Annotated in this window: 17 protein-coding genes; 11 read left to right on the plus strand and 6 right to left on the minus strand. The window is 61.4% G+C overall.

The genetic code is table 11. From position 1 onward, the window contains the following. The coding region (locus H097_RS28750) for a hypothetical protein (RefSeq protein ID WP_240462694.1) at positions 1–98 on the plus strand (98 nt) is incomplete at its 5' end. 133 nt (positions 99–231) lie between these two features. Here H097_RS28750 and H097_RS15120 read toward each other — a convergent pair. Next, positions 232–531: a putative quinol monooxygenase gene (locus H097_RS15120; protein WP_032861097.1), complete on the minus strand. Its 300-nt coding sequence runs from the start codon at positions 529–531 to the stop codon at positions 232–234. Between the two features lie 83 nt (positions 532–614). Beyond that, positions 615–1625 (minus strand): zinc-binding alcohol dehydrogenase family protein, encoded by a 1011-nt coding sequence (locus H097_RS15125; protein WP_032860741.1) that lies wholly within the window; start codon positions 1623–1625, stop codon positions 615–617. Between the two features lie 112 nt (positions 1626–1737). Between H097_RS15125 and H097_RS15130 the strand changes: the two genes are divergently transcribed. After that, on the plus strand, positions 1738–2628 hold the full coding sequence (locus H097_RS15130; protein WP_032861098.1) for a LysR substrate-binding domain-containing protein: 891 nt from the start codon (positions 1738–1740) through the stop codon (positions 2626–2628). Positions 2629–2664: 36 nt separating this feature from the next. After that, entirely contained in the window at positions 2665–3153 is a 489-nt protein-coding gene (locus H097_RS15135; RefSeq protein ID WP_032860742.1) for a DUF1289 domain-containing protein, read from the plus strand. Positions 3154–3299: 146 nt separating this feature from the next. Here the strand turns inward: H097_RS15135 and mdeB are convergent, their stop codons facing one another. Next, positions 3300–5978 (minus strand): alpha-ketoglutarate dehydrogenase, encoded by a 2679-nt coding sequence (gene mdeB / locus H097_RS15140; protein ID WP_032860744.1) that lies wholly within the window; start codon positions 5976–5978, stop codon positions 3300–3302. A 192-nt stretch (positions 5979–6170) separates the two neighbouring features. Between mdeB and H097_RS15145 the strand changes: the two genes are divergently transcribed. Both H097_RS15145 and pcsA read left to right on the plus strand, forming a co-directional pair. Next, the gene (locus H097_RS15145; RefSeq protein WP_032860746.1) at positions 6171–7109 is read left to right on the plus strand and encodes a class I SAM-dependent methyltransferase; all 939 of its coding nucleotides are present in this window, start codon (positions 6171–6173) and stop codon (positions 7107–7109) included. Between the two features lie 150 nt (positions 7110–7259). Further along, positions 7260–7982, plus strand: a complete 723-nt coding sequence (pcsA, locus tag H097_RS15150) for a phosphatidylcholine synthase (RefSeq protein ID WP_032860748.1) — start codon at positions 7260–7262, stop codon at positions 7980–7982. Between the two features lie 134 nt (positions 7983–8116). Here the strand turns inward: pcsA and H097_RS15155 are convergent, their stop codons facing one another. Continuing rightward, on the minus strand, positions 8117–8902 hold the full coding sequence (locus tag H097_RS15155; RefSeq protein WP_032860749.1) for a sulfite exporter TauE/SafE family protein: 786 nt from the start codon (positions 8900–8902) through the stop codon (positions 8117–8119). Between the two features lie 202 nt (positions 8903–9104). Between H097_RS15155 and H097_RS15160 the strand changes: the two genes are divergently transcribed. The 6 genes from H097_RS15160 (at position 9105) to H097_RS15185 (ending at position 13367) form a co-directional block, all read left to right on the plus strand. Continuing rightward, positions 9105–9626 (plus strand): DUF3455 domain-containing protein, encoded by a 522-nt coding sequence (locus H097_RS15160; RefSeq protein ID WP_032860750.1) that lies wholly within the window; start codon positions 9105–9107, stop codon positions 9624–9626. Positions 9627–9715: 89 nt separating this feature from the next. Next, positions 9716–10255 carry a sigma-70 family RNA polymerase sigma factor gene (locus H097_RS15165; protein ID WP_032861099.1) on the plus strand — a complete coding sequence of 180 codons (540 nt, stop codon included), beginning with the start codon at positions 9716–9718 and terminating at the stop codon, positions 10253–10255. After that, positions 10252–10944: an anti-sigma factor gene (locus tag H097_RS15170; RefSeq protein WP_032860751.1), complete on the plus strand. Its 693-nt coding sequence runs from the start codon at positions 10252–10254 to the stop codon at positions 10942–10944. The genes H097_RS15165 and H097_RS15170 overlap by 4 nt, the downstream gene beginning before the upstream one ends. Before the next feature lie 84 nt (positions 10945–11028). Then, positions 11029–11586 (plus strand): UPF0149 family protein, encoded by a 558-nt coding sequence (locus H097_RS15175; protein ID WP_032860752.1) that lies wholly within the window; start codon positions 11029–11031, stop codon positions 11584–11586. A gap of 102 nt (positions 11587–11688) precedes the next feature. Then, a complete protein-coding gene (gene aroA, locus H097_RS15180) occupies positions 11689–12945 on the plus strand; it encodes a 3-phosphoshikimate 1-carboxyvinyltransferase (RefSeq protein WP_032860753.1) in 1257 nt (418 codons plus the stop codon). Positions 12946–12977: 32 nt separating this feature from the next. Then, a complete protein-coding gene (locus H097_RS15185; RefSeq protein WP_032860754.1) occupies positions 12978–13367 on the plus strand; it encodes a hypothetical protein in 390 nt (129 codons plus the stop codon). Between the two features lie 43 nt (positions 13368–13410). Here H097_RS15185 and H097_RS15190 read toward each other — a convergent pair whose 3' ends face one another. Then, on the minus strand, positions 13411–13632 hold the full coding sequence (locus H097_RS15190) for a hypothetical protein (RefSeq protein WP_032860755.1): 222 nt from the start codon (positions 13630–13632) through the stop codon (positions 13411–13413). Between the two features lie 186 nt (positions 13633–13818). Beyond that, entirely contained in the window at positions 13819–14499 is a 681-nt protein-coding gene (locus H097_RS15195; protein WP_032860756.1) for a GNAT family N-acetyltransferase, read from the minus strand. Positions 14500–14502 lie beyond the last annotated feature (3 nt).

Consider the following 14502-nt stretch of genomic DNA (forward strand, 5'->3'; position numbering starts at 1 on the left):
CGTGGATGAGCGAGATCATGGACTTGAAGAAAGAGAAGAACTTCTTCGAGACGCGAGTGATCGAGTATCAGACCGGTGGGGCGTTGAGCTGGGATTGATCGACCCACCTCCAGTAGGAGCGAGCTTGCTCGCGAAGATCGTCAACGATAACGCAGGCATCCTGGATAAACGCGGCGCCTAGGCGTTTTTCGCGAGCAAGCTCGCTCCTACAATCAGTTGCGGTGTACGGCCTCAGTTGGACACTTGCTCAAGAAAGATCAGTTTCAGTGGTTCGTTGAGCAAGTCATCCGCCGTGGCGGCAAAGCGCTGGAAGTACGGCATCGCAAAGTGCGCATCGAGGGCCGCCTGGTTCTTGAACGCTTCACGCATATAGAACGTGCCGGGATCATCACGCAGTTCGAACAACACGTAATCCAGGTTGCCTGGCTCGGTACGGGTCGGCTCGACCAGGGCCAGCAAACCGGCCTTGAGCGCTTGTTCCTGGCCTGGCTTGGCCTTGAGTACGGCGATGGATATCAAGGGTTTGGTCATGCTGGCGACTCCATTGGTAGATTGGCTGGCGCATCCGGCAAGCATTGCGCACAGCGATAAGCCCAAGGCTTTGATCAGGGTGTTCATTGAAAATTCTCCAGCACAATCTTGCCCCGCGCCTTGCCGCTTTCCACCAGGGCATGGGCGCTGCGCATGTTGGCCGCGTTGATCGACCCAAAATGCGCCCCCAGCGTGGTATGCAACACGCCTTGGTCGACCAGTTGCGCAACGCGGTTGAGCAGATGGTGTTGCTGGATCATGTCCGCTGTTTCAAACAGCGAGCGGGTGAACATCAGCTCCCAGTGCAAGGACAAGGACTTGAGCTTGAGCGGCATGACATCCAGGCTGGCGGGATCGTCGATCAAACCCAGTCGCCCTTGGGGGCGCAGCACTTCGACCAGTTGCGCAAGGTACTCCTGGGTATGGGTGAGGCTGGCAACATGACTGACCCCATCAACCCCCAGCGCTTGAAGCTGGGCCAGCATCGGCCGGTGATGGTCAATCACATGATGGGCGCCCATGCGCTGGACCCACTCGACAGTCTCCGGGCGCGAGGCGGTACCGATCACCGTCATTTTTGTCAGTTGACGGGCCAGTTGCACCAGGATCGAACCCACGCCGCCACCGGCACCGACCACCAACAGCACATCACCCTCGCTGCCGCCTTCGCTCACGCCAAGGCGATCGAACAGCAACTCCCAGGCGGTGATCGAGGTCAGTGGCAAGGCGGCGGCGTGGGCGGCATCCAGGGTACGTGGCCGGTGGCCGACGATGCGCTCATCAACCACCTGGAATTCGCTGTAGCTGCCGGAACGGATCAAGGAACCTGCGTAGTACACCGCGTCGCCCGGTTTGAACAGGGTGACGTCGGCGCCGACCTGGCGCACGATGCCCGCCGCATCCCAACCGAGGATTTTCGGCTCCTTGGCGAAGGTGCCGGAGCGCACCTTGGTATCGACCGGGTTGACCGCCACGGCCTGCACTTCTACCAGCAGGTCCCTGGGGCCTGGCTGGGGAGCATCGATGTTCACGTCGATCAGCGAGCGCGGGTCGTCAATGGGCAGGCCATGTTGGGTAAAGGAGATTGCTTTCATGGGGACTCACGGTTGATGAGGGGCGATGGCCCTCGATGGCTTATATCTTTACCGTTCCCAGAGCGAAGAAAAATCGACAAAATGCAGCAACACTTTCATTTTTGGAGTGAAAATGATCCGCATCGATGATCTCGGCCTGTTCCTGCGCAGTGCCGCTTTGGGCAGTTTCACTGCGGCTGCCGTGGAGGCGAATCTGTTGCCAGGCCAGGTGGCAGCGGCGATCAAGCGCCTGGAACGGGAGCTGGAGGTACGCCTGTTTACCCGCACCACCCGCAGCCTGCGCTTGAGTGCCGAGGGCGAACAGTACCTGCCCACCGCCCGTGGCGTGCTGGAACAACTGGAGCTGGGTCGCGAACGCTTGCGGGGCGATAACGCGCCGCTGCGGGGCACGCTGCAGATTGCTGCGCCTTCGGACCTGGGGCGCAATATCCTGCTGCCGATGCTCACCGAGTTCCGGCGCCTGCACCCTGAACTGGCCTTACGGTTCCTGGTGTCGGACCAGGTCACCAACCTGTTTCGTGACCCGGTGGACGTCGCCCTGCGTTACGGCTGGAACACAGACGCCAACTACATCGCCCTGCCCCTGGCCCCCTGGAACCGCCGGGTGCTGGTGGCGTCACCGGATTACGTGGCGCGCCACGGTGCGCCCACGTCGATCAACGAGCTAACCCGCCACCCGTGTCTGTTGTACCTGCAAAACGGTCGCCTTCACGACCGTTGGGAACTGGGCGAGCAGACCGTGCAGGTCGCCGGCCCCTTGTTCAGTGACGACGCCGATGTGGTGCGGCGCTGGGCGGTGGCAGGTGAAGGCATCGCCTACAAATGCTGGCTGGATGTATACGCCGATGTGCAGGCCCAGCGCCTGGTGGTGCTGTTGCCCGAGATTCCCGGTGATGTGTACCCCTTGAGTTTTGCCTGCCCCCATCGCGGGCAGATGTCACGGGCAGTCACCCAGTTGTATCAATGGTTGAACCAGCAGTTCAGCGCCCTGGAGCGCCTGTGAACCCTTTTGTCGTGGATTAGGAAAGACGCGGTTTTTATGCCAAATCAAACCATCAAGACGCCGTGCGTCGGCCTGTGTTCCACCGTTTATGGCGACCTGGTCTGCCGTGGCTGCAAGCGATATCACCATGAAGTCATTCAGTGGAACGGCTACAGCGCCGAGGAAAAACAAGCGGTCTGGCTGCGCCTTGAACAGTTACTGGTGCAAGTCATGGCCAGCAAGCTGCAAGTGCTGGATGCCCCACGCCTGCGCCAGCAGTTGGAGGAGCGCAAGATCCGTTTTATGCCGCACCAGTCACCTTACTGCTGGGCTTATCAGTTGATTGCCCGCGGTGCGCGGGTGATTTCCAGGCTCGATGCCTATGGCCTGGCGCTGCTGCCGGAGTTTCGCGAGCGGCACCTGGCGGATTTGCGCGATGCGATTGACCGGGAGTTTTTCCTGTTGTCAGAGGCGCATTACCAGCGCTACATCGCGCCGCAGTTTTTGCGTGAGGCGTTTGGGCCGGCGTTGATTGCCACTCTCTAAAACACACCGAAAAACCCTGTAGGAGCGGGCTTGTGTGGGAGCGGGCTTGCTCGCGAAAGCGGTGGGTCAGTTGGTGCATAGGTGACTGACCCACCGCTTTCGCGAGCAAGCCCGCTCCCACATTTGTTCCTCATTTACCTTGAGGGTCAGTGGGTCCAGGACGCCGCCCGCTCGGTGTGCAGGCCATAGCGCTCAATCGCCTGCTGGCACACCTGCGCCTCCAGGCTGCCCTTCTCCACCAAGGCCGCCAGCGCAGCGAGGACGATGTGGTGACGGTCCACCTCAAAAAAGTCGCGTAACGCCGCACGGGTGTCGCTGCGCCCGAAGCCATCGGTCCCCAGCACGGTGTAGCTCGACCCCAGGTATGAACCGATCATCTGTGGCACTGCGCGCACATAGTCCGACACCGCCACCACTGGCGCGCCTAGCGGCAGGCAGGTTGCCAGGTGGCTGCGCTGTGGGGCTTGCAGCGGATGCAGGCGATTGTAGCGCTCCACCTCACGCGCCTCGCGGGCCAGTTCACTGAAGCTGGTCACGCTGAACACCTCGCTGTCGACCTGCCAATCGTCGGCCAGCAACTGCGCGGCAGCCTGGGCCTCGCGCACCAGCGTGCCGGAGCCAAGCAGGCGCACCTTGGCGCCGGCACTGCCGTCGAGGCGATACATGCCCTTGATAATCGCTGCTTCGACGCCCGCCGGCAGGCTCGGCTGCGGGTAGTTTTCATTCATCAGGGTCACGTAGTAGAACTCGTCCACATCGTGCTCAAGCATCTGGCGCATGCCGTGGTCGAGAATCACCGCAAATTCGCCGGCGAACGCCGGGTCGTAGGCGCGGCAGTTGGGCACGGTCGCGGCCATCAGGTGGCTGCTGCCGTCTTGATGCTGTAACCCCTCACCGCCCAGGGTGGTACGGCCCGCCGTGGCTCCGAGCAAGAAGCCCCGGGCGCGCTGGTCGGCGGCGGCCCAGATCAGGTCGCCCACGCGCTGAAAGCCGAACATCGAGTAGTAGATGTAGAACGGCAGCATGCGCAAACCATGTACCGAGTAACTGGTGGCCGCCGCGACCCAGGAACTGATGGCGCTGGCTTCGCTGATACCTTCTTCAAGGATCTGCCCATCGGTTGCTTCGCGATAGCTGAGGATCGAGCCGATATCTTCCGGCTCGTAGCGCTGGCCGACGCTGGAGTAGATGCCGATCTGCTTGAACAGGTTGGCCATGCCAAAGGTGCGCGCTTCGTCGGCGACAATCGGCACGATCCGCGGGCCCAGGGCCTTGTCTTTGAGCAGGTTGCTGAGCATCCGCACAAAGGCCATGGTGGTGGACATTTCCTTGCCTTCAGCCTGGGTGGCAAAACCGGCGTAGCCACTCACGGGCGGAACGGGCACCGGCTCGGCGCCCTGGCTGCGGCTGGGCACATAGCCGCCGAGGGCGGCGCGACGCTGGTGCAGGTAGCGCATTTCCAAGCTGTCGGCGGCAGGTTTGTAGAAACTCAGGGATTCGGTCTGCTCGTCGGTCAAGGGCAACTGGAAGCGGTTACGAAAACCGATCAACGCCTCGCGGTCGAGTTTTTTCTGCTGGTGGGTGGTCATCTTGCCCTGCCCGGCCTCGCCCATGCCGAAGCCTTTCTTGGTCTGGGCCAGGATCACCGTAGGGCGCCCCTTGACCCGGCGCGCGGCGTGGTAGGCGGCATGGATTTTCAGCATGTCGTGGCCGCCGCGCTTGAGGCGGTCGATCTGCTCATCGCTCAAGCCCGCCGCCAGCTTGGCCAGGGATTCACTCTGGCCGAAGAAGTGCTCACGGTTATAGGCACCGTCCTTGGCAGCAAAGGTCTGGAACTGCCCGTCCACGGTCTGGGACAAGGTGCGCACCAACGCACCGTCTTCATCCTTGGCCAGCAAGGCGTCCCAGTCCGAACCCCAGACCAGCTTGATCACGTTCCAGCCGGCACCGGCAAACAGCGCCTCTAATTCATCGATAATCCGCCCATTGCCGCGCACCGGGCCATCGAGGCGTTGCAGGTTGCAGTTGACCACCCAGGTCAGGTTGTCCAGGCCTTCGCGGGCGGCCAGGGTCAGGGCCGACATGCTTTCCGGCTCGTCCATCTCGCCATCGCCGAACACGCCCCACACGTGGCGGTCGGTGGTGTCTTGCAAGCCACGATGGTGCAGGTAACGCATAAAGCGCGCCTGGAAAATCGAGCTGATCGGGCCGATGCCCATGGAGCCGGTGGGGAACTGCCAGAAGTCCGGCATCAACCACGGGTGCGGGTAGCTGGACAGGCCACGGGCACCCGCCTTGACGGCGCCCAGTTCCTGTCGGTAATGGGCCAGGTCCTGCTCGCTCAAGCGGCCTTCAAGAAACGCCCGCGCATAGATGCCGGGCGCGGAATGGGGCTGGTAGAACACCAGGTCGCCGCCCTCATTGTTGTGGCGCGCACGGAAGAAATGGTTGAAGCCCACTTCAAACAGGTCCGCCGCGCTGGCATAGCTGGCGATATGGCCACCCAGTTCGCCATAGGCCTGGTTGGCCCGCACCACCATGGCCAGGGCATTCCAGCGGACCAACGAGGCCAGACGCTCTTCAGTGGCCAGGTCGCCGGGGAAGTGTGGCTGCTGATCCACGTCGATACTGTTGATGTACGGCGTGCCATGGCGCGGCTTCCAGCCGATGGCCGGGGTGTTGCCGGCGTCGGCCAGCATATCGAGGATCTCCCGCGCGCGCTCAGGGCCCGCATGGCGCACCAAGGATTGCAGGGCGTCGCGCCACTCGGTGAGCTCCTGCTGGTCAATGGCTGAGTGATTGACTGTCTTTACGAAACCGTTCATGGGCACCTCCGAGCTGTTTTTTCCAGTTTATGTCTGCCCAAAAGGATTTTTTGACTGTTCTGGGTAGATTGCTGGGCGATTTGCAGCACGAAATGCTCAAATGCAGCTGATTAAAAGCACGTTGTGCTTCAGGCACCTGAAACACCGCAATTGTGTTTAAAATGCCGCCCGCTCAACGATCGACACTGCCCGATGACCCCAGACGCCCTCGCCCTGCTCCACACTCATCTGCTCGCCGCCCTGCGCGACGTACCCGCAGAAACCCGTCGCCTGTTCCACGGCCGGGGCCGCTGCTGGCCGGGTCTGGAACAACTGACCGTGGATTGGCTGCAAGGCGTGGTGCTGGTCTCGTTGTTCAAGGAACCCGAGGCGGTGCAACTGGATGCCTTGCAGCACTTGCTGCGCGACCTCTGCACCAGCAACGAATGGCAGCAGGCCGGCGCCCACACCCTGGCGTTGCAACATCGCTACCTGCCGCAAAGCACCACCGAATGGTTGTGGGGGCAGATGGTCGAGGAATTGACCATCACCGAAGGCGGCCTGCGCTATCGCATCGACCTGGGCAAAAAGCAGAACAGCGGGCTGTTCCTCGACATGCGCTACGGCCGCAACTGGGTGCGCGAACACGCACGCGACCTGCGGGTGCTGAACCTGTTTGCCTATACCTGCGGGTTTTCCGTGGCCGCCATCGAGGGCGGGGCCGAACATGTGGTCAACCTCGACATGGCCCGTGGCGCCCTGAGCCGGGGCCGCGACAATCATCGGCTCAATGGCCATGACCTGGGCAAGGTGAGCTTTTTGGGGCATGACTTGTTCAAGTCCTGGGCCAAGGTCACGGGCAGCGGGCCCTATGACCTGGTGATCATCGACCCGCCGTCGTTTCAAAAGGGCAGCTTTCTGCTGACCAAGGATTACCAGCGTGTGCTGCGGCGCCTGCCGGACCTGCTGACACCCCAGGGCACGGTATTGGCCTGCATGAACGACCCAGCGCTGGGCGAAGACTTCCTGATCGAGGGCGTCACCCGCGAAGCACCAGCGCTGCGCTTTGAGCAGCGCCTGGAAAACCCACCGGAGTTTCCCGATATCGACCCGCAAAGCGGCTTGAAGGCCCTGGTGTTCCGTCAGGGTTGATGCCGAATGTGTCAACGCTTGCTACGCTAAACCTAACGCCGTGGTGGTGAACCTTATCCCCACCTTTCCGGTCGATACCTGCATCCCTTGGCCAGATTCGACGCTCAATCGCCGTCGGCTGCCGTGTTTCACCTTTTGGAGAACGCCCCTGTGATATCGACCCTGCATGTAGCCAGACTCAAAGCCTGGGGCGCCCATGGTTTTACCGCCACCGGCGTGGTGCTGGCCTTCCTCGCGACGCTGGCGCTGCTGGAGAACCAACCCAAGGCCTGCCTGCTGTGGCTGGGCCTGGCGTTGATCGTGGACGGCGTGGATGGGTCGCTGGCGCGACGGGTCAATGTGCAGACCGTGCTGCCGAGCTTCGACGGCTCGGTGCTGGACCTGGTGATCGATTACCTGACGTATGTGTTTATCCCGGCGCTGTTTATCTACCGCTATATCGACCTGCCGGACTTCACCCACCTGTTCACCGTCTCGGTGATCCTGGTGTCATCGCTGTTCTGCTTCTGCAACGTCAACATGAAGAGCAAGGACAACTACTTCCAGGGCTTCCCCGCCGCCTGGAACGTGGTGGCGCTGTGTGTCTACATCATCGATCCACCCGCCTGGATCACCCTGGCCACGGTGATCGGCCTGGCGCTGCTGACGGTGACGCCGATGAAGTTCCTGCACCCATTCCGGGTCAAGCGCTTTATGCCGATCAACATTGCGGTGACCACGGTCTGGCTACTGTGCAGCCTGTTGCTGGTGATCGACCAGCCGTACACCAACACGTTGACCATGGGTTTGTGGTTGTTGATGTCGGCGTATTTCCTGGGGATTTGTATCTGGCGTACAGCGGTGGAGTGGCTGGATAAGTCGCACAAGGCATGATGTGCGGTGCCCTGGCGGGCGCCATCGCCGGCAAGCCGACTCCTACAAAAGTACACGCCCTTGTAGGAACTGGCTTGCCAGCGATAATCGTCAACGATAACGCTCGGTACCTGACACCCTGCGTGCGGCTTGGCTCAGAACGCCAGCTTGAAGCCAATCAACCCCAGCATCACCGCCAGGCACGGGCGCAGCAGTTCGTCCGGCACCCGGCCTGACATGTGGCTGCCGAAATAGATGCCCGGCAGCGAACCCATCAGCAAGAACCCCAACAAATGCCAGTCCATGTTACCCATGCTCGCATGCCCTAGGCCTGCGACCAGGGTCAGCGGTACGGCGTGGGCGATTTCGGTGCCCACCAGGCGCTTGGTGGCCAGGAACGGGTACAGGATAAACAGCGCCACGGTGCCCAGCGCGCCGGCCCCGATGGAGGTCAGGGCGACCATGGTGCCGAGGATCGCGCCGGTGAATACTGTCAGCCCGTTGAGGTTGCGCGGGCTCATATGGTAGCTGTCGCCGGCATGGCGCTGGGCAAAGGCCAAGAGCTTTTTCTTGAACAGGATCGCCAGGGCCGTCAGCAACAGCACCACGCCCAGGGCTTGTTTGATCACCTCGTTCATCGCGCTGGGATCGGTGTGCAGGCTCTTGAGGAACCACAGCGTCAGCAACACCGCCGGGACGCTGCCCAGGGTCAGCCAACCGGTGATGGTCCAGTCGATGTTCTTGTTCTTGCCATGCACCAGCACCCCGCCCGCCTTGGTGATAGCCGCATACAACAGGTCGGTGCCCACGGCCGTGGCCGGGTTGATGCCGAACCACAACAGGATCGGGGTCATGAGCGACCCGCCCCCCACACCGGTCATGCCAACGATAAAACCAACGATCAGGCCCGCCACTACGAAACCAAAATTACCCACATCCATTACAACTACCTGCGGCCTTATAAAATTCTGGCGGCAGCATAGCGATTTTTCTTATAACGACTTATACCAATACGATCTGACTTTATTCCTTTTTGTCTTGCAGATTTATTTGTCCTGGCGTGCATCCAATCCGCCACACCGTGAGTAGTACAGGGAGTAGCCACAGCGCTGCTCTGCTGTTCACCCTGACGGAGAGACACCGATGAACACTAAACCCCTGCTCTGCCTGACCTGCCTGCTGCTCGCCGCACCAGCGGCCTTTGCCCAGACCAGTCTGCCCGACAGCATCAAGGTGCCGGACGGACACAAGGTGACCATGGAAACCACCGGTGTCGGCGAAATCACCTACGAATGTCGTGACAAGGCCAACGCTGCCGGCCAGACCGAATGGGTCTTCGTCGGCCCCAAGGCCGTGCTCAATGACCGTAGCGGCAAACAGGTGGGTACTTACTTCGGCCCGCCCGCCACCTGGCAGGCCAAGGATGGTTCGAAAGTCACCGGCACGCAGTTGGCCGTAGCGCCGTCCAGCGCGGGCAACCTGCCTTATCAACTGGTCAAGGCCAATCCGGCTGAGGGCCAGGGTGCAATGACCGGTGTCAGCTTTATCCAGCGCGTGGCGCTCAAGGGCGGCGTAGCACCGAGTGCCGAATGCAGCACCGCCAACAAAGGCAAGCGGGCAGTGGTGAAGTACCAGGCGGACTACATCTTCTGGGCGGCCAAATGATCCGCCCGCAAAGCAAAGTCGTCTAAGCTGCTGCGATAGCCCCCGGCCACTCACGGCCGGGGTTTGACCCTGAAATGGCGGCCCCTGCCTTGCCCGAACCTCTCTTTGACTATGAAGCCTGCCTATTGGCCTGCGCCCGCGGCGAACAGCAAGCCTTGCGTCAGTTGTATGAACACGATTGCGCCCGTCTGCTCGGCGTGGCCAAGCGTATCGCACGGGACACAGCCCTGGCGGAGGACATCGTGCATGACGCCTTTATCAATATCTGGAACGGCGCCGGCGGTTTCGACCCGAGCCGGGGTTCGGCCCGTGGCTGGGTCTACAGCGTGACCCGGCATAGGGCGCTCAACTTTATGCGCAAGACCGGTCGCGAAGTTGCGCTCAGTGACGAGCACGAACACACACTGGTAGCAGAGCCCAGTGTCGAGCATTTCGAGTACCGCGCCCGTAGCGGCAAGGTTTACCAGTGCCTGGATCACCTGGAACCGTCGCGTCGCAGTTGCCTATTGCATGCGTATGTCGACGGCCTGTCCCACAGTGAAATCGCACAGAAACTGGGCACCCCATTGGGGACTGTCAAAGCCTGGATCAAACGCAGCCTTGCGGCATTGCGTGAGTGCATGGCATGACACCTGACGAATTGGACGAACTGGCCAGCGAATACGTGCTGGGCACCCTGGCGCCCGAGCAACGCCTGCACGTGCAGCAACGCCTGGAACACGATGCGCCGTTGCGCGCGGCGGTGGATGCCTGGGAACAGCGCCTGCTGCCCCTGACCGAACTGGCCGAGCCAGTGGCGCCGTCGCCCAATCTATGGCGGCGCATCGAACGCAGCCTGGGCCATCACACTGTGGACGCTGCACCGTCGGTGCCGTGGTGGAACCTGCTCGCCCTGTGGCGTGGCCTGGCCGGTGCAGGCCTGTTGGCCAGCCTGGTCCTGGCTGCGCTGCTGCTGAGCCGCCCCGGCGCAGTCAATCCCACCGCCTATGTCGTGGTGCTGATGGCGCCACAGAGCCAGGCGCCGGGCTGGGTGATCCAGGCCAGCAACGATCAGCATATCCAACTGATTCCACTGGGCGTGATGCAGATACCGGCCGACAAGGCATTGGAGTTCTGGACCAAGGGTGATGACTGGCAAGGCCCGGTTTCCCTCGGGCTCGTCAAGCCGGGGCAGAGCCTGTCGATCCCCCTGGATAAACTGCCGCCGCTGGCGCCCAACCAACTGTTCGAGATGACCCTGGAAGGCCCCAACGGCTCGCCGACTGGCAAGCCCACCGGGCCGATCCAGGCGATTGGTCGTGCGGTGAAGGTGATCTAGCACTGGATTTAAACGCCGACTCGCGCCATCCTCCGCGCTTTACGCCGCCTTATCTGCGGCGCTTGACGCTCAAAGGATATGTTCATGCACGACCAAGCCCTCGCCCCTGCCGATTTCGAGTTCATCGAAGACATTCTGCTCAAGTATGGCGACGACAACTCGGTGTTGAACCTGGCCGAACTCGATGGCTACTTCACCGCCCTGGTGTCCGGCCCGGCTGCGATGGACGTCGCCATCTGGTTCCCGGCCATCTGGGGTGACCAGATCCCAGCCTGGGAAAGCAAGGCAGAACTGGAGAAGTTCATCGACCTGTGCACACGCCATATGAATAACATTGCCCAGCAGTTGGCCAGCGATGCCCAGGGTTTCCAGGCACGCTTTGAACACACCGAACATCAGGACCTGCCGCTGACCCTCGCCGAGGAATGGTGCTTTGGCTATATCCGTGGCGCGGCGATCAGCCAATGGCCAGCCCTGCCGGCCGAGCACGCCGCCCAGTTGGAAGCCATTTCCTGGTGTGCCGAGCAGGACAATTTCGAATTGCCGGCGGACCTGGATGTCGCAGCCCATCAACAACAGGTGGCCCGCATCGAACCGGCGGCCAGGGCCCTGCATGCCTATTGGTTGACCCAACGCGGTTAAACCCACGGCATGATTTGACCCTGCCCCGCCAGATGGTCGATTATTCGTCTCCGCCAGCCGGCCACTCCCAGCCACCGCGCCTTGAATCAGGAGCCTTGTACCTTGAGTTCGCAGAAAACCGTGACCGTGACACCGCCCAACTTTCCATTGCACGGCAAGGTAGCGCCTCCCGGCTCCAAATCCATTACCAACCGCGCCCTGCTGCTGGCAGCCCTGGCCAAGGGCACCAGCCGCCTGAGCGGAGCGCTGAAAAGCGATGACACCCGGCATATGTCCGTGGCCTTGCGCCAGATGGGCGTGACCATTGATGAGCCGGATGATGTGACCTTCGTCGTTACCGGCCATGGCCAGCTGCAGTTGCCGGCACAACCGCTGTTCCTCGGCAACGCCGGCACCGCGATGCGTTTTCTCACGGCCGCCGTGGCGACCGTGGAAGGCACCGTGGTACTGGACGGTGACGAGTACATGCGCAAGCGCCCGATCGGCCCGCTGCTGGCGACCCTGAACCAGAACGGCATCCAGGTTGAAAGCCCCACCGGCTGCCCACCCGTGACCGTGCATGGCACTGGCCGCGTCCAGGCCAAGCGCTTCGAAATCGATGGCGGCCTGTCCAGCCAATACGTCTCGGCGCTGTTGATGCTTGCCGCCTGTGGCGAAGCACCGATCGAAGTGGCGTTGACCGGCAAAGACATCGGCGCCCGTGGTTACGTCGACCTGACCCTGGACTGCATGCGCGCGTTTGGCGCCCAGGTGGAAGTGGTCAACGAAAGCACCTGGCGCGTGGCCCCTACCGGCTACATCGCCAATGATTACCTGATCGAACCCGACGCCTCCGCGGCCACCTACTTGTGGGCGGCCGAAGTGCTCACTGGCGGCAGCATTGACCTCGGTGTTGCGGCACAGGACTTCACCCAGCCCGATGCCAAGGCCCAGGCGGTGATCGCCCAATTCCCGCAGATGCCAGCCACGGTCGTCGGCTCGCAGATGCAAGACGCCATCCCGACGCTGGCGGTGCTGGCAGCGTTCAACAACACCCCGGTGCGCTTCACCGAACTGGCCAACCTGCGGGTCAAGGAATGCGACCGCGTCCAGGCCTTGCATGACGGCCTCAACGAAATCCGCCCGGGGCTGGCGACCATTATCGGTGATGACTTGCTGGTGGCCAGCGACCCCGCGTTGGCGGGCACGGCCTGCACCGCGCTGATCGACACCCATGCCGACCACCGCATCGCCATGTGCTTTGCGCTGGCAGGCCTGAAAGTCTCGGGCATCCGGATTCAGGACCCCGACTGCGTGGGCAAGACCTATCCTGAGTACTGGAACGCCCTGGGCAGCCTGGGCGTGCAATTGACCTACTAAGCCGTCAGCACCCGCGTGGGGAGGGAGTGATCATGACAATTCGCCAACCCTGCCCACCTACCGTGTGTGACTGCGCGCGCGAACAACTGCTGGATGTGCCTGGCACCGACCAGCGCATCCTGCAACTGACCCGCCAGGAAGAAAAGAAACTGCTCGACCGCCTGGAGAACCTGCAAAGCCTGGCAGACCTGGAACGTATGCAACACCTGATGCACCAGCAATTGGGCATCGGCGTACACATCGCCCCAGGGCATACCGAAGTCAAAAGCATGCGCGGGATCCAGATCGTGATCGATGAACTGCCGGGGCTGTGTCGCAAGACCCGGCAGTCGATTCCGGCGGCGATTCGCAAAGGGCTGGAGAGACGGCCGGAAATTGCGTATCGATTGCTGGATGCCCATGACTTGTTTCGAGAAAACTAGGCCTGTCACCGGGCAAACCGGTGACAGGCGTCACATACATGGCTTACCAAGTATAAGTGCCGCCACCCGGCGTTTTAAATGTGAACTTTTGTTCTTTGTCAGAGCCTTGACTCTCGTTATTGTTCGCCGATTGCTCGTTTTCTAATTTGTGTTTTTCAACATTATCCAACGTCTCCAGCCGTGCATCGAACGCAGTGGGTTTGTTCTGTGAGGTATCGATGGTAGGAGCAAGTATTCCTGGGGTATTGGCGGAAATCGAAGACATGTTTTTCTCCATTGGCAATAGTTTTACCAGCCTCGGCTGCATCTCTGTTGCAGCGTGTACGGGCTAGTAATCACTAGTGGCCGAGAAACAAAAACAGTTCCTATGGATCCGGATGCACTCTGTTTGTTGCCATCGAAACCAGCGCCTGACGCAACTGCGTCCGCCTAGTACTCAAAGAACAGGCAGCTACGCCTGCCGGGACTGCACAAACAGTTGGGCCTTGCGGCTCATCTGGTCGAAATGCCGGTCACGCTGTTTCTCGGCGTCAATCATCGCGCGCTTGCCGTGCTTCTGTAGCAGGTAAGTGTGGATCTGCCGCACTTCCAGCGAGCTATAGATCGACGCCACATCCAATACGCCCATCAGGCCATCGGTGCTGTAGTCACGTGTATTCATCAACACTTGGGTGCCACGCACACCACGCACCTGAAAGCCCATGGCCTCGAACGCCGGGACTTTTTCCACGGCGCAGGTCAATTCGCCATGGGGGTAACGGCTGAGCATCTCATCCATCATTGCCCGTGCCACGCCCTGCCGGCGGTGGCTGGCATGCACGGCCATGTAGGCCACGCCGCAAGCCTCGGGATCGTCCTTGACCGGCAGGTACAGCAAGAAGCCGATGACCTTGGCCGGGTCCTGCTCATCCGTCGCCACAATCAGCTCGACCGCAATGCCCTTGGACCCACCCAGCGCCTCCAGGTACAGGTGCACTTCGTAGCCGATTGCATACTGGTAGACGTTGTACAGCAGGTTGCTCGGCGGGATGGCGACCATGCTGATATCGGTCAGGTAGTCGACCACCATCTGCAGGATCTGGCTATTGACCGGCTCGGGGCATGGGGCGGCGTAATGGGTAAGGGTGAACATCGA

The sequence above is a fragment of the Pseudomonas sp. FH4 genome, assembly GCF_000510915.2.
GTDB lineage: Bacteria > Pseudomonadota > Gammaproteobacteria > Pseudomonadales > Pseudomonadaceae > Aquipseudomonas > Aquipseudomonas brenneri.